Source organism: Pseudomonas linyingensis (genome assembly GCF_900109175.1).
Taxonomy (GTDB): Bacteria; Pseudomonadota; Gammaproteobacteria; order Pseudomonadales; family Pseudomonadaceae; genus Geopseudomonas; species Geopseudomonas linyingensis.
The window spans coordinates 154,510-178,764 of record NZ_FNZE01000002.1 but is presented as its reverse complement, the minus strand read 5'-3'; the positions used below and the strand labels follow the sequence as shown (position 1 = coordinate 178,764).

Genomic DNA, 24,255 nt, shown 5'->3' with positions numbered 1-24,255 from the left:
CGCGTCAGCCCTTCTTGTCCCGCTCCACCAGGCTCTGCAACAGGTCGATGGGCATTGGGAAGACGATGGTCGAGCTCTTGTCGCCGGCGATGGCGCCGAGGGTCTGCATGTAGCGCAGCTGCATGGCGCCGTCCTGGCGGCCGAGCATTTCGGCGGCCTGCATGAGCTTTTCCGAAGCCTGCAGCTCGCCCTCGGCGTGGATCACCTTGGCGCGCCGCTCGCGCTCGGCTTCGGCCTGCTTGGCGATGGCGCGGATCATCGACTCGTCGAGGTCGACGTGCTTGATCTCGACGTTGGCCACCTTGATGCCCCAGGCGTCGGTCTGCGCGTCGAGCACCTGCTGGATGTCGGCGTTGAGCCGCTCGCGCTCGGCCAGCATGTCGTCCAGCTCGTGCTTGCCGAGCACCGCGCGCAGGGTGGTCTGCGCCAGCTGGCTGGTCGCCGCCTGGTAGTCCTCGACCTGGATGATCGCCTTCTGCGGATCGAGCACCCGGTAGTAGACCACCGCGTTGACCTTCACCGAGACGTTGTCACGGGAGATCACGTCCTGGGTCGGCACATCCAGCACGATGGTGCGCAGATCGACGCGCACCATCTGCTGGATGCCGGGGATGAGGATGATCAGTCCCGGTCCCTTGACCTTCCAGAAGCGGCCGAGCTGGAACACCACGCCGCGCTCGTACTCGCGCAGGATGCGGAACATCGACGCCAGCAGACTGACCAGCAGTAGCAGCAGTACACCAAAGCTCAACTCGAAACCCATCATGTCAGTTTCCTCCCGAGGAGATCCCGTCAGCGGGCGTGACCTCCAGCCACACACCGCGGCGGGCGATGACCCGCACCCGTTGGCCCGCCTGCAACGGCGTCGCGCAGCGCACCTGCCACTGCTCGCCCTGCAGATGCACCCAGCCGGCCTGCGGATCGCCGGCCTGCAGCCCGGCCACCGCGGTCAGACTGCCGACCAGCCCGGCATCACCGCTCTGCGGCGCGCGCCGCCTGGCCTTCAGGGCCATACCGGCGATGGACACGATCAGCAGTGCGCTGCCGACCCCCAGGGTCAGGATCAGCGGCAGCGGAATACCGAAGCCGGGCACCTCGGTATCGATCAGGATCAGCGCACCGACCACGAAGGCCACCACGCCGCCGATGCCGAGCACACCGAAGCTGGGCATGAACGCCTCCGCGGTCATGAAGGCGATGCCGAGCAGGATCAGCGCCACCCCGGCATAGCTCACCGGCAGCAGCTGCAGGGCATACAGGGCGAGAATCAGGCAGATCCCGCCGAGCACGCCGCCGACGCCCAGGCCGGGATTGGAGAACTCGAAGAACAGCCCGTAGACGCCGAGCATCATCAGGATCAGCGCCACGCTGGGATTGGTGATCACCGTCAGCAGCCGCGTGCGCCAGTCCGGCGGATAGAGGCGTACCTCGGCGCCGGCAGTGGCCAGGGTCACGCTGCCGTCGACCACCGCGAACCGCTTGCCGTCCAGCTGGCGCAGCAGGTCGGCCAGGTCGCTGGCCAAGTAGTCGATCACCTTGAGGCGCAGGGCATCCTCGGCGCTCAGGCTGGCCGCCTCGCGCACCGCCTGCTCGGCCCACTCGGCGTTGCGTCCGCGCAGCTGGGCGAGGCCGCGGATATAGGCGGTGGCATCGTTGATCTGTTTGCGACTGAGGGTATCGGCGGGCGCCGGCTCGTTCTTCTCTGGCGCTGCGGGTTGCCCCGGTGGCTGCGGCGGTGCACCGGGCAGGCCGCCGATCTGCACCGGGGTCGCGGCGCCGAGGTTGGTACCCGGCGCCATCGCGGCCACGTGACTGGCATAGAGGATGTAGGTGCCGGCGCTGGCCGCCCGCGCGCCGCTGGGCGCCACGTAAGTGGCCACCGGCAGCGGGCTGGCGAGGATCGCCTTGATCACCGCGCGCATCGAGGTGTCCAGCCCGCCCGGGGTGTCGAGGTCGAGCACCACCAGCTGCGCGCCTTCCTCTCCGGCTCGCGCCAGACCGCGAAGCACATAGTCGGCGCTGGCCGGGCCGATCGCGCCCTCCACCGTCAGCACCGCGACCGGTGACGGCGCGGCGAACAGCAGCGACGGCACCAGCAAGCACCACGCGAGCATCCAGCGCCAGCCGTGCGCGAGTGGCGACATGGCCTGCCTCCCGACATGTCTGGTAGGGGAACACTTCAAGAATAGCCGAACCACGCCCCGGCGCCCCACCGCGGCGGGAGCTGCCCGACAGCCTGTGCTGTGTTTAGAATGCCGCGAGACGGTTGCCGCAGCCGCGCAGCCGCCGCACGCCTTTCAGCCAGGACGCTCCATGCCCGCCACCTCGCTCCGTCAATCCCTGCGCCGCCTCTGGGCGCTGGACAAGTTCAGCTACAGCCTGCGGGTGTTCGTCGCCCTCACCGGCAGCATGGCGCTGTGCTGGCAGCAGGAGCGCATGGACCTGCTGATTCCGCTGTTCCTCGGCATCGTCGCCAGCGCCCTGGCGGAGACCGACGACAGCTGGCGCGGCCGCCTGCAGGCGCTGCTGGTGACCCTGCTGTGCTTCGCCGCCGCGGCCTTCGCCGTCGAGCTGCTGTTCCCCTATCCCTGGCTGTTCGTCGCCGCGCTGGCGCTGTCGACCTTCGGCCTGACCCTGCTCGGCGCGCTGGGCGAGCGCTACGGCACCATCGCCTCGGGCACCCTGATCCTGTCCATCTACACCATGATCGCCGTCGACCAGCGCGGCGGCGAGGTCGCCGACCTGTGGCGCCAACCGCTGCTGCTGGTCGCCGGCGCGGCCTGGTACGGCCTGCTCTCGGTGCTCTGGCAGGCGCTGTTCAGCCAGCAGCCGGTGCAGCAGGCGCTGGCCCGGGTATTCCGCGAACTGGGCCTGTACCTGCGCCTCAAGGCAGCGCTGTTCGAGCCGGTGCGCGAGCTGGACGTCGAGCAGCGCCGCCTCGAGCTGGCGCAGCAGAACGGCCGCCTGGTGGCGGCGCTCAACGCCGCCAAGGAAATCATCCTCCACCGGGTCGGCAAGGGCCGCGCCAGCCCGCAGGTCAGCCGCTACCTGAAGCTGTACTTCCTCGCCCAGGACATCCACGAGCGCGCCAGCTCCTCGCACTACCCGTACAACCGCCTGGCCGAGGCGTTCTTCCACAGCGACGTGCTGTTCCGCTGCCAGCTGCTGCTGCGCCAGCAGGGCAAGGCCTGTCGCGCGCTGGCCGCGGCCATCGAGCTGCGCCAGCCATTCGACTACCAGCGCGCCAGCGCCCAGGCGCTCGACGACCTGCGCGCCTCCCTCGACCACCTGCAGGCGCAGGACAACCCGCAGTGGCGCGGCCTGCTGCGCTCGCTGCGCGCACTGGCCGGCAACCTCGGCACCCTCGAGCAGCTGCTCGGTGCGGCGAGCAATCCGGAGGCGCTGGCCGAGGAGCAGGACAGCACCCTGCACGACCGTGACCCGCACAGCCTGCGCGAGGTCTGGGAGCGTCTGCGCCAGCAGCTCACCCCCACCTCGCTGCTGTTCCGCCACGCCCTGCGCCTGGCCCTGGCGCTGGCCGCCGGTTACGGCGTGCTGCACGCCATCCATCCCACCCAGGGCTACTGGATCCTGCTGACCACGGTGTTCGTCTGTCAGCCGAGCTACGGCGCCACCCGCACCAAGCTGGTCCAGCGCATCATCGGCACCGTGCTCGGCCTGCTCGTCGGCTGGGCGCTGTTCGACCTGTTCCCCGGCGCCGTCGTGCAGTCGCTGATCGCCGTGGCCGCCGGGGTGGCCTTCTTCGTCACCCGCTCGAGCCGCTACACCCTGGCCACCGCGGCGATCACCCTGATGGTGCTGTTCTGCTTCAACCAGGTCGGCGACGGCTACGGGCTGATCTGGCCACGCCTGGTCGATACCCTGCTCGGCAGCCTGATCGCCGGCCTGGCGGTGTTCCTGATCCTCCCCGACTGGCAGGGCCGGCGCCTGCACCGAGTGGTGGCCAGTACCCTGAGCTGCCACAGCCGCTACCTGCGGCAGATCATCGAGCAGTACGCCAGCGGCAAGCGCGACGACCTCGCCTACCGCCTGGCCCGGCGCAACGCGCACAACGCCGACGCCGCGCTGTCCGCCACCCTGGCCAGCATGCTGCTGGAGCCCGGCCACTTTCGCCGCGAGGCGGATATCGGCTTTCGCTGCCTGGCGCTGTCGCACACCCTGCTCAGCTACCTGTCGGCACTCGGCGCGCACCGTGCGGCGCTGCCGGTCGAGCTGCGCGGCGGGCTGATCGAACAGGCCGCCGCGCACCTGGCCGGCAGTCTCGAGGCGATCGCCGCCGGCCTCGTCGAGCGCCGCGCGCCGGCCAGTCCGGCCCTCGACGAGGAGGCCCTGGCCCGCGAGCTGGAGCAGCTGCCGGAGGACATCGACGAGCGCCAGCGCCTGCTGCGCACCGCACTGGCGCTGATCTGTCGCCAGCTGGCGCCCCTGCGCAGCCTGGCGGAGCGCCTGCTGCACCCGGACAGCGAGCCCGCCGCAGCGTTGCCGCCGGCGGCCTGAAGCCCGGCGGTCGAGCGGCCGTGAAGACCCGGGCAAATGCCGGCAGGCCGTCCTACACTCAAGGCTCACTCAACCGAGGAGAACCGCCCATGGCCCACAAGACCCCTTCCGTGGATCCGCTGCTGGCAGATTTCCAGGCACTGGTTCAGGACACCGAGAAGCTGTTGCAGCAGTCGGCCAGCCTGGTTGGCGATCAGGCCGAGGGGCTGCGCGAGCAGATCCAGGCCAGCCTCGTGCGTGCCCGCAAAAGCCTGAACGCCAACCAGGAGTCGGTGCGCGAGTGCTGCAAGGCCGGCGTGCAGGCGACCGAACACTATGTACAGGAGCACCCGCTGCAGTCGCTCGGCCTGTGTGCCGGCCTCGGCGTGCTGCTCGGTATGCTGATCGCGCGACGCTGAAGCTATGAGCGAGGGAGCGCAGGACGGCACATCCAGCCCCGCTGGCAACTCCGCGCTGCGCGGTGCGGGCGCGGCTGCCCTCGGCATGCTGCACGCTCACCTCGAACTGCTGGGCATCGAACTGCAAGAGCAGAAGGCCGCCAGCCTGCGCCAGTTGCTGTACGCCGGTCTGGCCCTGCTGTTCGGCCTCCTGCTGCTGTTCGCCCTCAGCGTTCTGGTGCTGCTGCTGTTCTGGGACAGCCACCGCCTGGAGGCGATCATCGTGCTGTGCCTGTGCCACGGCCTCGGCTGCCTGCTCGCGCTGTGGCGCCTGTTCGCCGCCCTGCGCCGGCAGACCTCCCCTTTCAGCGCCAGTCTCGAAGAGCTGGCGCGAGACCGCGAGCAACTGCTGCCATGATCCCGCCTCGCCTGCCGGAGCACGCCACCCCGCAACAGATGCGCAAGGCGCTGGTGCGCATGCGACTGGAGCTGCATCGCCAGGAGCTGCACTACGAAACCCTGCGCCTGACCCAGCCGCTGCAGCAGGTGCGCGCCTGGCAACAGCAGATGAACCTGCGCCACGCGCCGCTGTGGGGGTTGGCCGGTGTCACCCTGCTGGGCTTTTTCGGCGGCCGCAACATCGGCGGCCTGCGCCGCTGGCTGCGCCAGGCCGGCCCCTACGTACCGCTGCTGGTCAGCGCCCTGCGCCTGCTCGGCACGCCCCAGCCACGTGGTGCAGCGCCGCCGCCAGGCCAGCCGCCGCCCTGAGGCCCGCACGCCGAGCGGGACACGGCGCCCCGGCCGCTGGTCTTGCCCACCCAGCCACCCTAGACTGAAATTCACAAGCGCCACGCAGCCCAGCCTGCCGGTGCAGGCAGGCCCCAGACGCCACGACCGGAGAGTCCGCAATGACCACAACCAGCGCAACCGGCTTCGACCCCCGAGTGTTCCGCCGCGCCCTCGGCAACTTCGCCACCGGCGTCACCATCGTCACCGCCCGCAGCCCGTCCGGCGAGCAGGTCGGGGTGACCGCCAACAGCTTCAACTCGGTGTCGCTGGAGCCGCCGCTGGTGCTGTGGAGCATCGACAAGCGCTCCGGCAGCCAGGCTGTATTCGAGGCCGCCAGCCACTTCGCGGTACACATCCTCGCCGCCGACCAAATCGAGCTGTCCAACCACTTCGCCCGCCCGCAGGAGGACAAGTTCGCCGGCGTCGTCTACGAAGCCGGCCTGGGCGGCGCGCCGCTGTTCCCCGACTGCGCGGCACGCTTCCAGTGCGAGCGTTTCCAGCAGGTGGACGGCGGCGACCACTGGATCCTGATCGGCAAGGTCGCCGCCTTCGACGACTTCGGCCGCTCGCCGTTGCTCTACCACCAGGGCGCCTACTCGATGGTCCTGCCGCATCCGCGCGCGCCGAAGAAGAGCGACCCGAACGCCGCGCCAGCCACCATGCACGGCCGGCTGATGAGCAGCAACCTGTTCTATCTGATGATCCAGGCGGTCAACGCCTACCAGGCCAGCTACGCCCCCAAGCAGCTGTCCACCGGCCTGAGCACCAGCGAGGCGCGCATGCTGATGGTGCTGGAAGACAGCGCCCAGCTGGACCTGGTCGCCCTGCAGCGCGAGGTGGCGATGCCGACCCGCGAGATCAAGGAGGCGCTGGCCAACCTGCAACAGAAGGGCCTGGTCAGCGAAACGACCGCCGGCCACCAGTTGACCGACGCCGGTCGGGCGCAGACCGAGGCGCTGTGGGACATCTCCCGGCGCCAACAGGAAGCGGTGTTCGCCGGGGTCAGCACCGAGGAAATCGAGACCTTCAAGAAGGTGCTGAAGGTGGTGATGGCGGCGCAATAAGGACTCGACCCGGAGAAGCGCGCCCTCGCCGCGATGCGATCCGCAGGTCCGCCAAGGGCCAGGAGCATCGCCCCAGGGTCGGGCCGCCTACACGGGCTGGTTGGCGCCCAGCTCGCGCCAGGTCAGATAGACCCGCAGGTCGAACTCCAGCTGGTGATAGCCCGGCAGCATGTGCTCGCAGAGCTGGTAGAACGCTTTGTTGTGGTCGAACTCGCGCAGGTGCGCGAGCTCGTGCACCACGATCATCTGCAGGAACTGCGGTGCCGCGTCGCGAAACAGCGCGGCGACGCGGATCTCCTTCTTCGCCTTGAGCTTGCCGCCCTGCACCCTTGAGACCGCGGTGTGCAGGCCGAGGGCCTTGCGCACCACGTCCAGCTTGCTGTCGTAGAGCACCTTGTCGATGCCCGGCGCATTGCGCAGGTACTGCTGCTTGAGTTCCATGACGTAGGCATACAGCGCCTTGTCGCTCTGCACCGCGTGGCGCTCGGGGTAACGCTTGGCCAGGTACTCGCCCAGGCGCTCGTCGGCAATCAGCCGGCGTACCTGGTCCTGCAATTGCAGGGGGTAGGCGGAAAGGTATTTGAGCGGGGTCATGGGCATCGGGGGGCGGCAGACAATGGGCGCATTCTACCCGGCCGCGGCAACTGCGGGCGTGCCACTCCGTCAGACAGACCAGGTCTGCCCACCGAGCCTTGCAGCACGCAGCTAGACTACAGGCTACAGTTGTCCTTCCTGTACCCAACGCATCGCCTCCCGGCCACCGTCGAGTTAACTGGATATGCTGACTTCCGCGCCCCCTGACGCCGCCAGCCCGCAGATCGCGAGCCGCAAATCGCCCGACGCTACGCCCCCGGTAGCGGACGAGCGCTTTGACGGCCTGACTCGTCTGGCGAAACGCCACTTCGGCGTCGCCGTCGCGCTGATCATGCGGATCGACGCCGACCGGCAACGACTTGTCTCCTGCGCCGGCCCACCCGGCGGGCAAAAGCCCGGCGACCTGCCGTTCTCCGAGCACTCACTGTTTGGCGACGGGATGCTGGTGGTGCCCGATACCCACACCGACGAGCGCTTTCGCCACCACCCGCTGGTCATCGACAATCCGTGCATGCGCTTCTATGCCGCCTGCCCACTGCTCGCCGCGGACGGAAGCACGATCGGGGTCTTTGTCCTGCTCGACGACCAGCCGCAGGCACTGGATGGCGGGCAGCGCGAATGCTTCCGCGACCTTGCCCGCCTGGCGGCCGCCAGCGTGGAAAGCGACCGCGCTGCCGCCCGGCTGCAGGCGGATACCGCCGACCTGCGTGACCGCGAACGCAGAATGGCACTGGCCATCGCCGGCAGTGGCACCGGGATCTGGGACCGCAATGTGCAGACCGGGGAGATCCACTACTCCAGCGGCTGGAAAGCGATTCTCGGTTATGCGGATGCCGAGGTCGGCAATCGCATCGAAGACAGCTACCAGCGCATCCATCCCGACGACCTGGCCTACGTGCAGGCCACTATCCAGGCGCACTTCGAGGGCAAGACGGAAGGCTACGCGGTGGAGCACCGCATCCGCTGCAAGGATGGCCGCTACAAGTGGATCTCCAGCCGCGGCAAGGTGGTCAGCCGCGACCGCGAGGGCAGACCGCTGCGCATGATCGGCACCACCACCGACATCACCGCCATGCACGCGCTGTCGGAGCGGCTGCAGCAGTCCGTCGACCTGCTCACCAACCTGACCAATGAGGTTCCCGGCCTGGTCTTCCAGTACCGGCGCTGGCCGACTGGCGAGTCGCTGTTCTCCTACGCCAGCGCCGGCATCCAGTCTATCTACGAGGTCACCCCGGAGCAGGTCGCCGACAGCGACGCGATGATCGACGCGCTGATTCACCCGGATGACCTGCCCGCCTACAGGGCTGCGCTCGACGCCTCGGCGACCAGCCTGACGCCCTGGGACCTGGAGTACCGCGTCCGACTGCCCAGACAGGGACTGCGCTGGCGACACGGCGCCGCGCAACCGCGGCGGCTGGAGGACGGCAGCACCCTGTGGCACGGCTTCATCACTGACGTGACCGAGCGCAAGCGCATCGAGGCCGAGCTGCTGGAGTTCGCCACCACCGACTTCCTCACCCAGTTGCCCAATCGGCGCCACCTGATGACGCAGATCGAGGCCGAGCTGGCGCGCATGCAGCGCAGCGCGGGCCACTGCGCGGCGGTGCTGATGTGCGACCTGGACCACTTCAAGTCGATCAACGACCGGTGGGGGCATGCGACCGGCGACCTGGCGCTCAGGCATTTCGCAGACATCCTGCGCGCGCAGTTGCGCAAAAGCGACATGGCCGGCCGGGTCGGTGGCGAGGAGTTTGCCGTGATCCTCAGCGGTGCGAACCTCACCGAGGCCACGGCCTTTGCCCGGCGCGTGCAGCAACAACTGGCGCAAAACCCGCTGCAGCACGGCGATCAGTGCATCGCCATGACCCTCAGCATCGGCATCGCCGTCCTGACTGCCAGCGATACCAGCGTCGATGCCGCCCTTTCGCGCAGCGACATGGCGCTCTACCGCGCCAAGTCCAGCGGCCGCAACCGCATCGAATGCCTGTGATCGGCGCCGCGCGCATCCCTGCCGTGGGCGAACCGGAGCCCCGGACAGCACAAGGCCCGCACGCAGCGGGCCTTGTGGGACTAACTGAAGCGAACGCGCCGGATCAGTTGACCTTGGCGGCCAGCTCGCCCTTGGCGTAGCGCTGGTACATGCCTTCCAGGGAGATCGGCTTGATCTTCGAGGCGTTGCCGGCGGTGCCGAAGGCTTCGTAGCGGGCGATGCAGATGTCACGCATGGCCTCGATGGTCTTGGCGAAGAACTTGCGCGGGTCGAACTCGCTCGGCTGCTCGGCCATCATGCGGCGGATGGCGCCGGTGGAGGCCAGGCGCAGGTCGGTGTCGATGTTGACCTTGCGCACGCCGTGCTTGATGCCCTCGACGATTTCCTCGACCGGCACGCCGTAGGTTTCCTTGATGTCGCCGCCGAACTGGTTGATCACCTTCAGCCACTCCTGCGGAACGCTGGAGGAGCCGTGCATCACCAGGTGGGTGTTGGGGATGCGCTTGTGGATTTCCTTGATGCGGTCGATGGCGAGGATGTCACCGGTCGGCGGCTTGGTGAACTTGTAGGCGCCGTGGCTGGTGCCGATGGCGATGGCCAGGGCGTCGACCTGGGTGGCCTTGACGAAGGCCGCGGCCTCTTCCGGATCGGTGAGCATCTGGCTGTGGTCGAGGGTGCCTTCGGCGCCGACGCCGTCCTCTTCACCGGCCTGGCCGGTTTCCAGGCTGCCCAGGCAGCCCAGCTCGCCTTCCACGGAGACGCCGCAGGCGTGGGCGAATGCCACGGTCTGCTGGGTCACGCGCACGTTGTAGTCGTAGTCGGCCGGGGTCTTGCCGTCTTCGCGCAGCGAGCCGTCCATCATCACCGAGCTGAAGCCCAGCTGGATCGAGCGCTGGCAGACGTCCGGGCTGGTGCCGTGGTCCTGGTGCATGCACACCGGGATGTGCGGGAATTCCTCGATGGCGGCGAGGATCAGGTGACGCAGGAACGGCGCACCGGCGTACTTGCGGGCACCGGCGGAGGCCTGGACGATCACCGGGGAGTCGGTCTTGTCGGCCGCTTCCATGATGGCGCGCATCTGCTCGAGGTTGTTGACGTTGAAGGCCGGCACGCCGTAGCCGAATTCGGCGGCGTGGTCCAGCATCTGGCGCATGCTGATAAGTGCCATCTGTGTAGCTCCCAGTAAGGGTCGTTTATTCGGAGACCAGCCTGCCGCAGGGGCGAGCCGGGTTCAAGTGTTCGCGCCTGCCATCGACGGGCAGGCTCGCTGCAAGCGGGATACCGCGGCTACGGACACGCCGTGGATACCTCCCTGTAGGCTCGACGACGCCCGTCCTGGGCGTCGACGGTCCGCAACCACGGCATCCCGCCCGCCATCATGGCGGGGTGCCGGGCGTGCTTACTTGGCGCGCTCTTCGAGCACGGCCACGGCCGGCAGGACCTTGCCCTCGACGAACTCGAGGAAGGCGCCGCCGCCGGTGGAAATATAGGAGATCTGCTCGGCCACGCCGTACTTGTCGATGGCCGCCAGGGTGTCGCCACCGCCGGCAATGGAGAAGGCATCGCTGGCGGCGATGGCCTGGGCCAGCACCTTGGTACCGTTGCCGAACTGGTCGAACTCGAACACGCCGACCGGGCCGTTCCACAGGATGGTCTTGGAGGCCTTGAGCATTTCGCCGAACATCGCCGCAGTCTGCGGGCCGATGTCGAGGATCATGTCGTCGTCGGCCACGTCGGCGATCAGCTTGACCGTCGCTGCGGCAGTTTCGGCGAACTCCTTGGCGACCACCACGTCGACCGGCAGGGGCACGCTGACCTTGGCGGCGATGGCCTTGGCGGTATCCAGCAGGTCGGCTTCGCACAGCGACTTGCCGACCTTGTAGCCGGCGGCGGCGAGGAAGGTGTTGGCGATGCCGCCACCGACGATCAACTGGTCGCAGATGTCGGCCAGCGAGGTCAGCACGTCGAGCTTGGTCGACACCTTGGAGCCGGCGACGATGGCCACCATCGGCCGCGCCGGGCTGCCCAGCGCCTTGCCCAGCGCGTCCAGTTCGGCGGCCAGCAGCGGGCCAGCCGCGGCGACCTTGGCGAACTTGGCCACGCCATGGGTCGAACCCTCGGCGCGGTGGGCGGTGCCGAAGGCGTCCATGACGAACACGTCGCACAGCGCGGCGTACTGCTGGGCCAGCTCGTCGCTGTTCTTCTTCTCACCCTTGTTGAAGCGCACGTTCTCGAACAGCACGATCTGGCCCGGCTGCACGTCGACGCCGCCCAGGTAGTCCTGAACCAGCGGCACTTCACGGCCCAGCGCCTTGCTCAGGTAGTCGGCAACCGGCTTGAGGCTGTTCTCGGCGGAGAACTCGCCCTCGGTCGGGCGACCCAGGTGCGAGCAGACCATCACCGCGGCGCCCTTCTCCAGCGCCAGCTTGATGGTCGGCAACGAGGCGAGGATGCGGGCGTCGCTCTTGATCACGCCGTCCTTCACCGGGACGTTGAGGTCTTCGCGGATCAGCACGCGCTTACCGGCGAGGTCGAGGTCGGACATCTTCGCTATTTTTACGAACGGCGTGGTCATGGGCTTCAGTCCTTCATGGGCTGTGGGCAATGGGCGACGCGGAGGAAGTGGTCCGCCACGTCGAGCATACGGTTGGCAAAGCCCCATTCGTTGTCGAACCAGGCCAGCAGGTTGACCAGCCGCGGGCCGGAAACCAGGGTCTGGCTGCCATCGACGATGGCCGAATGGGGATCGTGATTGAAGTCGCAGCTGGCGTGGGGCAGCTCGGTGTAGTCGAGCAGGCCCTTGAGCGGGCCGCGCTCGGCCGCCTCGCGTAGCACGCGGTTGATCTCGGCGACGCTGGTGTCGCGGCGGGTCTGCAGGGTGATGTCCAGGCAGGACACGTTGACCGTCGGCACGCGGATCGCCTTGGCCTGCACGCGGCCCGCCAGCTCGGGTAGCAGGCGCTCGATGCCGCGGGCGAGGCCCGTCGACACCGGGATCACCGACTGGAACGCCGAGCGGGTACGGCGCAGGTCCTCGTGGTGGTAGGCGTCGATCACCGGCTGGTCGTTCATCGCCGAGTGGATGGTGGTGATGGTCACGTAGTCGAGGCCGATGGCCTCGTCGAGCAACTTGAGCAGCGGCACGCTGCAGTTGGTGGTGCAGGAGGCGTTGGACAGCAAACGCTCGGCGCCACTCAGGCTGGCCTGGTTGACCCCGTAGACGATGGTGGCGTCGACGTCGTGCTCGCTGGCCATCGGCTGGGAGAACAGTACCCGCGGCGCACCGGCAGCCAGGAAGCGTTCGGCCTGCAGACGGGTGTGGTAGACGCCGGTGCACTCCAGCACCAGATCGACGCCCAGCGCGGCCCAGTCGATGGCTTCCGGGGTGGCCTCGCGCAGCACCTTCACGCAGTCGCCGTTGATGTGCAGGCAGTCGCCGGCCACCTTCACCTCGCCGGGGAAGCGGCCGTGGGTGGAGTCGAAGCGGGTCAGGTACTCGATGCTGGCCTGGTCGGCCAGGTCGTTGAGCGCGACGATTTCCAGCCCGGCATCCGCACCACGTTCATAGAGCGCACGCAGCACGCAACGGCCGATGCGGCCGTAGCCGTTTAGGGCGACTTTGTAGGGGCGGTTGGGCATGGGTGCTCTTTGCTCGGCTGGGCAGGTGGAAAACCGCGTTGCGGTTTTCCACCCTACCGGGACTCTATTTGGCACTTAAAACCTTCGAAGAAATCGTCGCGAGCGAAGACAGGTCGCGTGACGCCGGGCGCAGGAACCGCAACGTATTGAAATACGTGAGGATTCCGAGCACCGCCGAAACGCGAGATATCGAGCGCAGCAGATTTATTCAAGGTTTTCAGACGTCCAGCAGCTCCTCGGCGGTGCTCAGCACGTTGTCGAGGGTGAAACCGAACTCCTCGAACAGCTGCGCCGCCGGTGCGGATTCGCCGAAGGTGGTCATGCCGATGATGCGGCCTTCCAGGCCGACGTACTTGTACCAGAAGTCGGCATGCGCGGCCTCGATGGCGATGCGCGCACCGACCTGCACCGGCAGCACGGCCTGTTTGTAGGCGGCATCCTGCTGGTCGAACACACTGGTCGACGGCATCGACACCACGCGCACCTGGCGGCCCTGGGCAGTCAGTGCATCGAAGGCCTGCACGGCCAGACCGATTTCCGAACCGGTGGCGATCAGGATCAGCTCCGGCTCGCCGGCGCAGTCCTTGAGCACGTAGCCGCCGCGGGCCACGTCGGCCAACTGCTGGGCGTCGCGCGCCTGGTGCGGCAGGTTCTGGCGGCTGAAGATCAACGCGCTCGGACCGTCGTTGCGCTCGATGGCGTACTTCCAGGCCACCGCGGACTCGACCGCGTCGCACGGACGCCAGGTGTCGAGGTTCGGCGTGCCGCGCAGGCTGGCCAGCTGCTCGATCGGCTGGTGGGTCGGGCCGTCCTCGCCCAGACCGATGGAGTCGTGGGTGAACACGTAGAGCACGCGCTGCTTCATCAGCGCCGACATGCGCACGGCGTTGCGCGCGTATTCCATGAAGATCAGGAAGGTCGCGCCGTAGGGAATGAAGCCGCCGTGCAGGGCGACGCCGTTCATGATCGCGCTCATGCCGAACTCGCGCACGCCGTAGTGCAGGTAGTTGCCGGAGGCGTCGGCGTGGGTGAGGCTCTGGCAGCCCTTCCACAGGGTCAGGTTGGAACCGGCGAGATCCGCCGAGCCGCCGAGGAATTCCGGCAGCAGCGGGCCGAAGGCGTTCAGCGCGTTCTGGCTGGCCTTGCGGCTGGCGATGGTCTCGCCCTTGGCGGCGATGTCGGCGACGTAGGCGGCGGCTTTTTCGGCGAAGTCGGCCGGCAGCTTGCCGGCGATGCGGCGCTGGAACTCGGCAGCCAGCTCGGGGAACTCGGCGGCGTAGGCGGCGAAACGCTCGTTCCAGGCGGCTTCGCGGGCGGCGCCGGCTTCCTTGGCATCCCACTCGGCGTAGATGTCGGCGGGGATTTCGAACGGCCCGTGGTTCCAGCCCAGTTGCGCGCGGGTCGCGGCGATCTCGTCGGCGCCCAGCGGCGCGCCGTGGCACTCTTCCTTGCCGGCCTTGTTCGGCGAGCCGAAGCCGATGGTGGTCTTGCAGCAGATCAGGGTCGGCCGCGCGGTTTCGGCGCGGGCGGTCTCGATGGCGGTCTTGATCTCGTCGGCGTCGTGGCCGTCGACGTTGCGGATCACCTGCCAGCCGTAGGCCTCGAAGCGCGCCGGGGTGTCGTCAGTGAACCAGCCCTCGACTTCGCCGTCGATGGAGATGCCGTTGTCGTCGTAGAAGGCGACCAGCTTGCCCAGGCCCAGGGTACCGGCCAGCGAGCAGACTTCATGGCTGATGCCTTCCATCATGCAGCCGTCGCCGAGGAAGGCGTAGGTGAAGTGGTCGACGATGGCGTGGCCCGGACGGTTGAACTGCGCGCCCAGCACCTTCTCGGCGATGGCGAAACCGACCGCGTTGGCAATGCCCTGGCCCAGCGGGCCAGTGGTGGTCTCGACGCCCGGGGTGTAGCCGTATTCCGGGTGGCCAGGGGTGCGGCTGTGCAGCTGGCGGAACTGCTTGAGGTCGTCGATGCCCAGGTCGTAACCGGTCAGGTGCAGCAGCGAGTAGACCAGCATCGAGCCGTGGCCGTTGGACAGCACGAAGCGGTCGCGGTCGGCCCACTGCGGGTTCTGCGGGTTGTGCTTGAGGAAGTCGCGCCACAGCACTTCGGCGATGTCCGCCATGCCCATGGGTGCACCGGGATGGCCGCTGTTGGCTTTCTGCACGGCATCCATGCTGAGGGCACGAATGGCATTGGCTCGCTCACGACGACTGGGCATCGCTGGTCTCCTGCAGGGGGGGCTGATCAAAAAGGCGGCTATTTTCGCCCAGCCGGAGGGGAACGGGCAATCACAGATGGTCGCAGCGAACGAATTGGCTGCCGGCACGCGCCGCCAGCGCCCGGCCGCGGCGGCGGCGCAGGGCCAATCCGCCCCGGTCGGCGCCCGGCAATATCAAAACTTTTTGATGCAGAAGTTGCAGCCCGTCGCCGCGGCGACTAGACTTCGCCGCCTTATGAGTACCCAGCCCGCATTCCGCCACGACCCCAGCGACGAACTGGCCGCCCTGTGCAAGGCCGGCGGCGACCCGCTGCGCCTGAGCGTGCTGCGCGTGCTGGCCAGCGATTCGTTCGGCGTGCTGGAGCTGGCGCAGATCTTCGCCATGCGCCAGTCAGGGATGAGCCACCACCTCAAGGTGCTGGCCCAGGCCGGGCTGGTCGCGACGCGCCGCGAAGGCAACGCGATCTTCTACCGCCGCGCCCTGGCGCAGAGCGAGCAGACCGGCGGTGCGCTGCATGCCGCGCTGCTCGACGAGGTGGACGCCCTGCAGCTGCCCGGCGAAGTGCAGGCCCGCATCAAGGAGGTGCAGGCGCAGCGCTCGGCGGCGGCGCGCGATTTCTTCGCCCGCACCCTGGAGAAGTTCCGCGCCCAGCAGGACCTGATCGCAGGGCTGGCGCAGTACCGCGACAGCCTGCTGACCCTGCTCGATGCCCTGCACTTTCCCGCCAGCGCCACGGCGCTGGAGGTCGGTCCCGGCGACGGCGCCTTTTTGCCCGAGCTGGCCCGGCGCTTCGCCCGCGTCAGCGCGCTGGACAGCAGCCCGGCGATGCTCGAGCTGGCCCGCCAGCGCTGCGCCGCCGAGGGCCTGGCCAACGTCGAGCTGAAACTGGCCGATGCCCTGCATGACGCAGAAGCCGCGGCCGATTGCGTGGTGCTGAACATGGTCCTGCACCACTTCGCCGACCCGGCCGCGGCGATGGGCCAGCTGGCGCGGCTGGTCAACCCCGGTGGCAGTCTGCTGCTCACCGAGCTGTGCAGCCACCACCAGAGCTGGGCCCGCGAGGCCTGCGGCGATATCTGGCTCGGCTTCGATCAGGACGAGCTGGCGCGCTGGGCCGCAGAGGCCGGCCTGGTCGCCGGCGAAAGCCTGTACCTGGGCCTGCGCAACGGCTTCCAGATCCAGGTGCGCCACTTCGCCCGCGCCGAAGCGGCATCCCGAACATGAACCACACTGTTGTCTTGACACGGCCGCGAGGCCGACTCACCCACCGGTAATAACAGGAACCGATTGATGAGCGAATATTCCCTTTTCACCTCCGAGTCCGTGTCCGAAGGCCATCCGGACAAGATCGCCGACCAGATTTCCGATGCCGTCCTCGACGCCATCATCGCCGAGGACAAGCACGCCCGCGTGGCCTGCGAGACCCTGGTGAAGACCGGTGTGGCCATCGTCGCCGGCGAGATCACCACCAGCGCGTGGATCGACCTCGAGCAGCTGGTCCGCGACGTGATCGTCGACATCGGCTACAACAGCTCCGACGTCGGCTACGACGGCGCCACCTGCGGCATCGTCAACATCATCGGCAAGCAGTCCCCGGACATCAACCAGGGCGTCGACCGTGCCAAGCCGGAAGACCAGGGCGCCGGCGACCAGGGCCTGATGTTCGGCTACGCCAGCAACGAGACCGACGTGCTGATGCCGGCGCCGATCTGCTTCTCGCACCGCCTGGTCGAGCGCCAGGCCGAAGCGCGCAAGTCCGGCCTGCTGCCGTGGCTGCGCCCGGATGCCAAGAGCCAGGTCACCTGCCGCTACGAGAACGGCAAGGTGGTCGGCATCGACGCCGTGGTGCTGTCCACCCAGCACAACCCGGAGATCAGCCAGGCCGATCTGCAGGAAGCGGTGATGGAGCTGATCATCAAGCACACCCTGCCGGCCGAACTGCTGCACAAGGACACCCAGTTCCACATCAACCCGACCGGCCAGTTCATCATCGGCGGCCCGGTGGGCGACTGCGGCCTGACCGGCCGCAAGATCATCGTCGACTCCTACGGCGGCATGGCCCGTCACGGCGGCGGCGCCTTCTCCGGCAAGGACCCGTCCAAGGTCGACCGTTCGGCCGCCTACGCCGGTCGCTACGTGGCCAAGAACATCGTCGCCGCCGGCCTGGCCGAGCGCTGCGAGATCCAGGTGTCCTACGCCATCGGCGTGGCCCAGCCGACCTCCATCTCGATCAACACCTTCGGCACCAACAAGGTCAGCGAAGACACCATCATCAAGCTGGTGCGTGAAGTCTTCGACCTGCGTCCGTACGCGATCACCAAGATGCTCGACCTGCTGCACCCGATGTACCGCCCGACCGCGGCCTACGGCCACTTCGGCCGTACCCCGGAGGTGATGACCGTCGGCGACGACACCTTCACCACCTTCACCTGGGAGAAGACCGACAAGGCCGAGGCGCTGCGCGCCGCTGCCGGTCTGTAATCCCACCGCGACATGAAAAAGCCCCGCCAGCGCGAGCTGTGCGGGGCTTTTTCGTGGGCGGTCCGTGCGCTAGTGGCGGGTCTTGCTGCGGTCCTTGTCCATTGCCGCATGATCCTGACAGTCGACGGTTTCCTCCTCGTTGGGCGCCTCGGGTAGATGGCCCGGCGCGACCATCCAGGTTTCCAGTTCATGGGCATCCACCTCGGCGACCCCGTGAACCCCGCGAGCCAGTTCGATGGCCTGCTCGCACAACTGGTGGCTAGCCACCTGCCCGCTCAGGGTCACGACCCCGGCATGGGCCTTGACGTGGATATGCTGACCGCGGGTCGGCTTGGCCAGCTCCAGGGCGGATTTCACCTTGGCGGTGAGCCAAAGATCCTGAACCGTCGCACCCAGATCGTGCGAGTAGCGATTGAAGGAATGCATTTTCATGGCGAGTACCTCCCAGGGTACGTTCAGCCCCGCCTGCGGCCGCTTCGCAACGGCAGTGACAGGTCACCCCGCAAGCATGAGCAACAATTCATTATAGACCCGCCTGGACGAGGTACCCGAGCGATTGCAGCTGCCGGCGCGACGCAGGATCATTACCCTTCTTGCCTCGCACCAGGACACCCCGGACATGAAACCCGACTGTCGCTATCTGGAAGACCTCCTCCACCACGACATCCCGCTGACCCGCGCCATGCAGCTGCGCGTCGCCAGCTGGGACCACCACGAACTGCGCCTGGCCATGCCGCTGGCGCCCAACGTCAATCACACCGGCAGCATGTTCGGCGGCAGCCTGTACAGCATCAGCGTGCTGGCCGGCTGGGGCTGGCTGACCCTGCGCCTGCGCGAGGCCGGCATCGACGACGGGCATATCGTGATCAAGGGCGGGCAGATCGACTATCCGCTGCCGGTGGTCGAGGAGGCCGTGGCGATCTGCGCCGCGCCGAGCGAGGAGGACTGGAAGAAGTTCGAAACCCTGTACCGCCGCCGCGGCCGCGCGCGCCTGTACCTGGACATCCGCATCCCCGCGCCGAGCGGTGCCGACGCCGTGCATCTGCATGGGGAGTACGTGCTGCACAAGTGAGTGCGCCGCAGCCCGTAGGGTAGAAAGTCCGCGCAGAGGTCTTCTGCCAGCCCCGCGCTGCGGCCTGACAGGTGAACAATCGCTGCACGAGTTGCCACCTTACGGAGCTCGGGCTTTCTGGCGGACCTGCGGCCCGCATCGCCGCAGGGGCGCGCCTCCTGCAGAACCCCGCCCAAGGCGGCGGGGCTCAGTCCAGCGCCAGGGCCAGCTGCAGCAGTTCCTCGCGCCACTCGGCGGCCTGCGGCAGGGCGAGGAAATGCGGGTTGAGAAGACTCTCGCGCGCCGGGTAGTCCAGTGGCTGGCCGTGCAGGTCGAGCACCTCGCCGCCGGCGCCTTCCAGCACGCCCTGCGCCGCCGCGGTGTCCCACTGCGAGGTGGGCGCCAGACGCGGATAGCAGTCGGCACTGCCCTCGGCGAGCAGGCAGAACTTCAACGAACTGCCGACGCTGGCCAACGCCAGGTCGCCGAAGCGCTCACTCAGCCCGTTGAGCAGGCGCTCCTGCGCCGGGCTGGAGTGGCGACGACTGGCGACCACGGTGAACGCCTCCGGCGGCGCGATGCGCACGCCGATCGGCTCGACCGCGCCGTTCGCCAGCCGCCAGGCGCCCAGGCCGGCACCGCCATAGAAACACAGGCCGCGCGCCGGCACGCCGACCACGCCGAACACCACCTTGCCCTGCTCGATCAGCGCCACGTTGACGGTGAACTCCTCGCTGCCGGCGATGAATTCCTTGGTGCCGTCCAGCGGATCGACCAGCCACCAGCGCGACCAGTGCTGGCGCACGGCCAGGCCGATCTCGCAGTCCTCCTCGGACAGCAGGTGGATCTCCGGCGCTAGCTGCGCCAGCCCATCGGCCAGCAGGCGATGGGCGGCCAGGTCGGCGGCGGTCACCGGCGAGGCGTCGGCCTTGAGTTCGATGGCCACATCGTCGCGCCAGTACGACAGGGTCGCGACGCCGGCCTGCTGCACCAGCTCGACCACGCCCGCCAGCAGCGGATGACTCATGGCTGGACTCACGGTTGATACTCGCCGCGCTGGGTCAGCAGGTCGCGCACCAGGTACATGGCCGCCAGGGCGCGCCCCTCGCTGAAGTTTTCGGACAGGGCCAGGCGCGAGATGTCGCGCAGGCTGAAGCGCTCGACTCGGATGGTTTCCGGCTCGTCGCCGGGCAGCCGCTCGGGGTACAGGTCGCGGGCCAGCACCACCTGGATGCACTGGCTCATGTAGCCCGGCGACAGCGACAGGCCGGTGAGGTGCTCGAGCTGGCGGGCGCCGAAACCGGCCTCCTCCTTCAGCTCGCGGTTGGCCGCCGCCAGCACGTCCTCGCCCGGCTCGATCAGGCCCTTGGGCAGCGACAGCTCGTAGGCATCGACGCCGGCGCAGTACTCCTCGATCAGCAGCACCGTCTCGGCATCCTCCATGGCCACCACCATCACCGCGCCATAGCCCAGCCCGCGATTGAGCAGGCGCTCGTAGGTACGCTCGACGCCGTTGCTGAAGCGCAACTGCAGTTCTTCGACGGTAAACAGGCGACTTTTGGCCACGATGGCGCGGGCGAGAACATCGGGTTTCTGACGCATATGCTGGACTCCTTGGCGAGCCGACACGTTACCATAACGCATCCCTTTTTCGACTCCCGGCAGAGTGTCGCGCCGCCCTGCGGCCATCGCCCCTGCCGGCCCAGCCCGAGCCGCCCGCCCATGTCCCAGCTGCCCTGGAACCAGATCGACACCGTCCTGCTCGACATGGACGGCACCCTGCTCGATCTGCACTTCGACAACCAGTTCTGGCTGCACCACCTGCCGCAGCGCTACGCCGACAAGCACGCCATCAGCCTCGACGCCGCGCTGGCCGAGCTGCTGCCGCTGTTCCAGCAGCATGCCGGCCAGTTGAGCTGGTACTGCCTGGATTTCTGGAGCCGCGAGCTGGACCTGCCGGTGCGCGCCTTGAAGGAGGAGATCGCCCACCTGATCGCCCTGCGCCCGGACGCCGACCACTTCCTCGCCGCCCTGCGCGCAGCCGGCAAGCGCGTGGCGCTGATCACCAACGCGCACCGCGATTCGCTGTCGCTGAAGATGGAGCGGATCGAACTGGCGCCGTTCTTCGACCGCCTGATCAGCTCCCACGACTACGGCTTCGCCAAGGAGGACCAGCAGTTCTGGTTCGCCCTGCAGCAGGACTTCGGCTTCGAGCCGGCACGCAGCCTGTTCATCGACGATAGCCTGCCGATCCTGCGCAGCGCCCGCCAGTACGGCATCGCCCACCTGCTCGGCGTGCGCCAGCCTGACAGCCGCGGCGAACGCAAGGACACCGAGGAATTCGCCGCCGTGGACTGCTACCTGGCGCTCTGCGAGGGGCTGCAAGCGGTCGAACCAGAGCGATAAGACCGGGGCATATCCGGCAAAGTTCCAGACAAAAGCCAGCAACGTGCAGAATTTTGCATAATGCTGCCGACCGTCGGAACAGACCTTGCCAAAGCCCGCCCGGCTGCGCAGGATCGGCGCCGTCATCCCTATTGAGTGATCGTGTCGATGAAGAAATACTCCTCCATGCTCCTGTTGTCCCTGACCCTGGCCGGCGGTTCCGCCTGGGCCGACGGCGACGGCCGCACCGCGGTCGGCGGTGCGCTCGGCGGGGTACTCGGCTCGGTGGTCGGCCAGGCGGTCGGCGGCGGCACCGGCTCCACCATCGGCGCCGGTCTCGGCGGCGCCGCTGGCGGCGCGGTCAGCGCCAACCACGGCAGCCGGACCGAGGCGGCGATCGGCGGTGGCCTGGGTGCAGCCGGCGGCAACGCGGTCGGCCGCACCCTCGGCGGCACCACCGGCGGTCTGGTCGGTGCCGGCCTCGGCGGCGCGGTCGGCGGCGCACTGGGCAACAACATCGGCGACCGCAACACCCGCGAGGAGCACTACAGCGACCGTCGCGGCTATCGCCACGACCACGGCTACCGCGACTATGGTCGCGGCCACGGCCGCAAGCACAGGCACAAGCATCGCCGTCACTGGGACGATTGAGTCGTCCCTCGCAGCACCGCCGCGCCTGCTGCCCCGTACGGGCTGGCGCGGCGATCCTGCACGCGCGAGCGTGCTTTGCTGCTGGCAAAGCCCCACCGGCTTGGGGACACTAGGGCACTCCTCCCCGCAGAGCGCCCTTGCCCATGAGCGAATCGTCTCCCACTCCCTCCCCCTTCGCCGACGCGCCGCTGTCCGCCGTCGAGGTCCGCGCCCTTGGCTGCCTGATCGAGAAGCAGGCCACCACGCCGGAAAGCTACCCGCTGACCCTCAACGCCCTGCAACTGGCCTGCAACCAGAAGACTAGTCGCGAACCACTGATGAACCTCCATCCCGGCGAACTCGCCCAGGCCTTGCGCAGCCTGGAACAGCGCGGCCTGACCCGGCTGGTGATGGGCAGCCGCGCCGACCGCTGGGAACAGCGCGCCGACAAGCAGCTGGAGCTGGTGCACGCCCAGCTGATCCTGCTCGCCCTGCTCATGCTGCGCGGGCCGCAGACCCTCGGCGAGCTGTTCGCCCGCAGCGCCCGCCTGCACGCCTTCGACGATCAGGAGGAAGTCCGTCACCACCTCGAACGCCTGGCGATGCGCGAACTGGCCTGCCAGCTGCCGCGCCAGAGCGGCCAGCGCGAGGAGCGCTATGCCCATCAGCTGGGCGATCCGGCCGAGCTGGAGAGCCTGCTCGCCGCCCGCGCCGAGGAGCCGGCCGCATCCCGCGGGGCGTCGAGCGCCCAGGAAGAGCGCATCGCCGCCCTCGAGGAGCGCCTCGCCGAGCTGGAGGCCCGCCTCGCCCGCCTGGAGGCCAGCGCCGACTAGCCGGCTGCGGCAGGATCAAAAACGAAAAAACCGCCCGAAGGCGGTTTTTTTCACAGCGGAGCGCGGCTGCTTACAGCTGCGGGCCGGCGCTGCGGATGGCGTCGGACACTTCGAACTTCTTGAAGTTGTCGATGAACAACGCGGCCAAGGCGCGGGCGGCCTGGTCGTACTCGCTCTTGTCGGCCCAAGTGTTGCGCGGGTTGAGCAGCTGGGTGTCGACGCCGGCGACGGCTTTCGGCACGTCCAGGTTGATGATCGGCAGGTGCTCGGTCTCGGCACCGACCAGTGCGCCGCTCTGGATCGCCGCGATCACCGCACGGGTGGTCGGGATGTTGAAGCGCTTGCCGACGCCGTAGCCGCCACCGGTCCAGCCGGTGTTGACCAGGTAGACCTTGGAACCGAAGCCCTTGATGCGCTTGATCAGCAGCTCGGCGTACTCGCCGGCCGGACGCGGGAAGAACGGCGCGCCGAAGCAGGTGGAGAAGGTCGACTTGATGCCGCCGCCGCTGCCCATCTCGGTGGAACCGACCAGCGCGGTGTAGCCGGACAGGAAGTGGTAGGCCGCCTGCTCGTTGTTGAGGATCGACACCGGCGGCAGTACGCCGGTCAGGTCGCAGGTCAGGAAGATCACCGCGTTCGGCTCGCCGCCGAGGTTCTTCTCCGAGCGCTTCTCGACCAGCTCCAGCGGGTAGGCCGCGCGGCTGTTCTGGGTCAGGCTGGCGTCGGCGTAGTCAGGCTGGCGGGTGCGCTCGTCGAGCACCACGTTTTCCAGTACGGCGCCGAACTGGATGGCCTTCCAGATCACCGGCTCGTTTTTCTCGGACAGGTCGATGCACTTGGCATAGCAACCGCCCTCGATGTTGAACACCACACCCTCGCCCCAGCCGTGCTCGTCGTCGCCGATCAGGTAGCGGCTCGGGTCGGCGGACAGGGTGGTCTTGCCGGTGCCGGACAGGCCGAAGAACAGGGTGACGTCGCCTTCTTCGCCGATGTTGGCGGCGCAGTGCATCGGCAGCACGTCGGCTTCCGGCAGCAGGAAGTTCTGCACGGAGAACATGGCCTTCTTCATCTCGCCGGCGTAGCGCATGCCGGCGATCAGCACCTTCTTGTCGGCGAAGTTGAGGATCACGCAGCCGTCGGAGTTGGTGCCGTCGCGCTCCGGATCGCAGACGAACGACGGCACGTTGAGGATGCGCCACTCGCCCTTGCCGGTCGGGTTGAAGGTTTCCGGGTTGATGAACAGGCAACGGCCGAACAGGTTGTGCCAGGCGGTCTCGGTGCTCATCTTCACCGGCAGGTAGTGCTCGACGGCGGAGCCAACATGCACGTGGGAGACGAAGTGGCTGCGCTCGCCCAGGTAGGCTTCGACGCGATCCCACAGGGCATCGAACTTGTCGGCCGGGAACGGACGGTTGATCTTGCCCCAGGCGATCTTGGCCTCGGTGCTCTGCTCCTGGACGATGTAGCGGTCCATCGGCGAGCGGCCGGTACGGTGACCGGTACGCACGACCAGCGAGCCGTTGGCGGCGAGTTCGCCTTCGCCACGCTGGATGGCCTGCTCGATCAGTTCGGCAGTGCTGATGTCGGTGTACACGGCAGTGTTGGCTTGCGTCATGTGGTCCCCGTCGGCCTGAGGCCGAGTCCTCCAAACGTTTGTGTAGCGGTTTTTATAGGCGCGCTACAGC

23 protein-coding genes are annotated in these 24,255 nt (G+C 68.1%); 12 read left to right on the top strand and 11 right to left on the bottom strand.

Annotated features, from left to right (window positions below; genetic code table 11):
- Nucleotides 1-4: 4 nt before the first annotated feature.
- Both BMZ19_RS03295 and BMZ19_RS03290 read right to left on the bottom strand, forming a co-directional pair.
- Nucleotides 5-763 (bottom strand): slipin family protein, encoded by a 759-nt coding sequence (locus tag BMZ19_RS03295; RefSeq protein ID WP_090307347.1) that lies wholly within the window; start codon nucleotides 761-763, stop codon nucleotides 5-7.
- Between the two features lie 4 nt (nucleotides 764-767).
- On the bottom strand, nucleotides 768-2,144 hold the full coding sequence (locus tag BMZ19_RS03290) for an NfeD family protein (RefSeq protein WP_090306809.1): 1,377 nt from the start codon (nucleotides 2,142-2,144) through the stop codon (nucleotides 768-770).
- Nucleotides 2,145-2,313: 169 nt separating this feature from the next.
- On the opposite strand from BMZ19_RS03290, the gene yccS reads away from it, so the two are divergent.
- From yccS to BMZ19_RS03265, 5 genes are all read left to right on the top strand, one after another.
- Complete coding sequence (gene yccS, locus BMZ19_RS03285; protein WP_090306806.1) at nucleotides 2,314-4,518, top strand: YccS family putative transporter; 2,205 nt, start codon at nucleotides 2,314-2,316, stop codon at nucleotides 4,516-4,518.
- Nucleotides 4,519-4,607: 89 nt separating this feature from the next.
- Nucleotides 4,608-4,916 carry an ElaB/YgaM/YqjD family protein gene (locus BMZ19_RS03280; RefSeq protein WP_090306803.1) on the top strand — a complete coding sequence of 103 codons (309 nt, stop codon included), beginning with the start codon at nucleotides 4,608-4,610 and terminating at the stop codon, nucleotides 4,914-4,916.
- A 4-nt stretch (nucleotides 4,917-4,920) separates the two neighbouring features.
- Nucleotides 4,921-5,313: a phage holin family protein gene (locus BMZ19_RS03275; RefSeq protein WP_090306801.1), complete on the top strand. Its 393-nt coding sequence runs from the start codon at nucleotides 4,921-4,923 to the stop codon at nucleotides 5,311-5,313.
- Nucleotides 5,310-5,663: a hypothetical protein gene (locus tag BMZ19_RS03270; RefSeq protein WP_090306798.1), complete on the top strand. Its 354-nt coding sequence runs from the start codon at nucleotides 5,310-5,312 to the stop codon at nucleotides 5,661-5,663. The genes BMZ19_RS03275 and BMZ19_RS03270 overlap by 4 nt, the downstream gene beginning before the upstream one ends.
- Nucleotides 5,664-5,803: 140 nt before the next feature.
- Nucleotides 5,804-6,748 (top strand): p-hydroxyphenylacetate 3-hydroxylase reductase component, encoded by a 945-nt coding sequence (locus BMZ19_RS03265; protein WP_090306796.1) that lies wholly within the window; start codon nucleotides 5,804-5,806, stop codon nucleotides 6,746-6,748.
- Between the two features lie 87 nt (nucleotides 6,749-6,835).
- On the opposite strand, the gene BMZ19_RS03260 is transcribed toward BMZ19_RS03265, so the two are convergent.
- Nucleotides 6,836-7,342: a YgjP-like metallopeptidase domain-containing protein gene (locus tag BMZ19_RS03260; protein WP_090306794.1), complete on the bottom strand. Its 507-nt coding sequence runs from the start codon at nucleotides 7,340-7,342 to the stop codon at nucleotides 6,836-6,838.
- Nucleotides 7,343-7,526: 184 nt separating this feature from the next.
- Between BMZ19_RS03260 and BMZ19_RS03255 the strand changes: the two genes are divergently transcribed.
- Entirely contained in the window at nucleotides 7,527-9,332 is a 1,806-nt protein-coding gene (locus BMZ19_RS03255; RefSeq protein ID WP_090306792.1) for a sensor domain-containing diguanylate cyclase, read from the top strand.
- Nucleotides 9,333-9,435: 103 nt separating this feature from the next.
- Here BMZ19_RS03255 and fba read toward each other — a convergent pair whose 3' ends face one another.
- The 4 genes from fba to tkt all read right to left on the bottom strand — a co-directional run bounded on the left by fba (nucleotide 9,436) and on the right by tkt (nucleotide 15,189).
- Nucleotides 9,436-10,500: a class II fructose-bisphosphate aldolase gene (gene fba, locus BMZ19_RS03250; protein WP_090306789.1), complete on the bottom strand. Its 1,065-nt coding sequence runs from the start codon at nucleotides 10,498-10,500 to the stop codon at nucleotides 9,436-9,438.
- 231 nt (nucleotides 10,501-10,731) lie between these two features.
- Complete coding sequence (locus BMZ19_RS03245; RefSeq protein WP_090306785.1) at nucleotides 10,732-11,907, bottom strand: phosphoglycerate kinase; 1,176 nt, start codon at nucleotides 11,905-11,907, stop codon at nucleotides 10,732-10,734.
- A gap of 5 nt (nucleotides 11,908-11,912) precedes the next feature.
- Nucleotides 11,913-12,971, bottom strand: coding sequence for an erythrose-4-phosphate dehydrogenase (epd, locus tag BMZ19_RS03240; protein ID WP_090306782.1), 1,059 nt, complete (start codon nucleotides 12,969-12,971; stop codon nucleotides 11,913-11,915).
- Nucleotides 12,972-13,188: 217 nt separating this feature from the next.
- A complete protein-coding gene (gene tkt, locus BMZ19_RS03235; RefSeq protein WP_090306779.1) occupies nucleotides 13,189-15,189 on the bottom strand; it encodes a transketolase in 2,001 nt (666 codons plus the stop codon).
- A 235-nt stretch (nucleotides 15,190-15,424) separates the two neighbouring features.
- Here tkt and BMZ19_RS03230 point away from each other — a divergent pair, with 235 nt between their 5' ends.
- Both BMZ19_RS03230 and metK read left to right on the top strand, forming a co-directional pair.
- Nucleotides 15,425-16,414: an ArsR/SmtB family transcription factor gene (locus BMZ19_RS03230; protein ID WP_090306776.1), complete on the top strand. Its 990-nt coding sequence runs from the start codon at nucleotides 15,425-15,427 to the stop codon at nucleotides 16,412-16,414.
- Nucleotides 16,415-16,480: 66 nt separating this feature from the next.
- Entirely contained in the window at nucleotides 16,481-17,671 is a 1,191-nt protein-coding gene (metK, locus tag BMZ19_RS03225) for a methionine adenosyltransferase (RefSeq protein WP_090306773.1), read from the top strand.
- A gap of 69 nt (nucleotides 17,672-17,740) precedes the next feature.
- On the opposite strand, the gene BMZ19_RS03220 is transcribed toward metK, so the two are convergent.
- Nucleotides 17,741-18,103, bottom strand: a complete 363-nt coding sequence (locus BMZ19_RS03220) for a BON domain-containing protein (RefSeq protein ID WP_090306772.1) — start codon at nucleotides 18,101-18,103, stop codon at nucleotides 17,741-17,743.
- Between the two features lie 187 nt (nucleotides 18,104-18,290).
- Here BMZ19_RS03220 and BMZ19_RS03215 point away from each other — a divergent pair, with 187 nt between their 5' ends.
- Entirely contained in the window at nucleotides 18,291-18,743 is a 453-nt protein-coding gene (locus BMZ19_RS03215; RefSeq protein WP_090306769.1) for a thioesterase domain-containing protein, read from the top strand.
- Nucleotides 18,744-18,930: 187 nt separating this feature from the next.
- On the opposite strand, the gene cysQ is transcribed toward BMZ19_RS03215, so the two are convergent.
- Both cysQ and nudE read right to left on the bottom strand, forming a co-directional pair.
- Nucleotides 18,931-19,749: a 3'(2'),5'-bisphosphate nucleotidase CysQ gene (gene cysQ / locus BMZ19_RS03210; protein WP_090306767.1), complete on the bottom strand. Its 819-nt coding sequence runs from the start codon at nucleotides 19,747-19,749 to the stop codon at nucleotides 18,931-18,933.
- Between the two features lie 8 nt (nucleotides 19,750-19,757).
- A complete protein-coding gene (nudE, locus tag BMZ19_RS03205; protein WP_090306764.1) occupies nucleotides 19,758-20,324 on the bottom strand; it encodes an ADP compounds hydrolase NudE in 567 nt (188 codons plus the stop codon).
- A 120-nt stretch (nucleotides 20,325-20,444) separates the two neighbouring features.
- Here nudE and yrfG point away from each other — a divergent pair, with 120 nt between their 5' ends.
- The 3 genes from yrfG to BMZ19_RS03190 all read left to right on the top strand — a co-directional run bounded on the left by yrfG (nucleotide 20,445) and on the right by BMZ19_RS03190 (nucleotide 22,570).
- On the top strand, nucleotides 20,445-21,128 hold the full coding sequence (gene yrfG, locus BMZ19_RS03200) for a GMP/IMP nucleotidase (protein ID WP_090306761.1): 684 nt from the start codon (nucleotides 20,445-20,447) through the stop codon (nucleotides 21,126-21,128).
- Nucleotides 21,129-21,293: 165 nt separating this feature from the next.
- Entirely contained in the window at nucleotides 21,294-21,758 is a 465-nt protein-coding gene (locus BMZ19_RS03195; RefSeq protein ID WP_244517091.1) for a hypothetical protein, read from the top strand.
- Nucleotides 21,759-21,901: 143 nt separating this feature from the next.
- Nucleotides 21,902-22,570, top strand: a complete 669-nt coding sequence (locus BMZ19_RS03190; RefSeq protein WP_090306756.1) for a YceH family protein — start codon at nucleotides 21,902-21,904, stop codon at nucleotides 22,568-22,570.
- A 70-nt stretch (nucleotides 22,571-22,640) separates the two neighbouring features.
- On the opposite strand, the gene BMZ19_RS03185 is transcribed toward BMZ19_RS03190, so the two are convergent.
- A complete protein-coding gene (locus tag BMZ19_RS03185; RefSeq protein WP_090306753.1) occupies nucleotides 22,641-24,185 on the bottom strand; it encodes a phosphoenolpyruvate carboxykinase in 1,545 nt (514 codons plus the stop codon).
- Nucleotides 24,186-24,255: the final 70 nt, after the last annotated feature.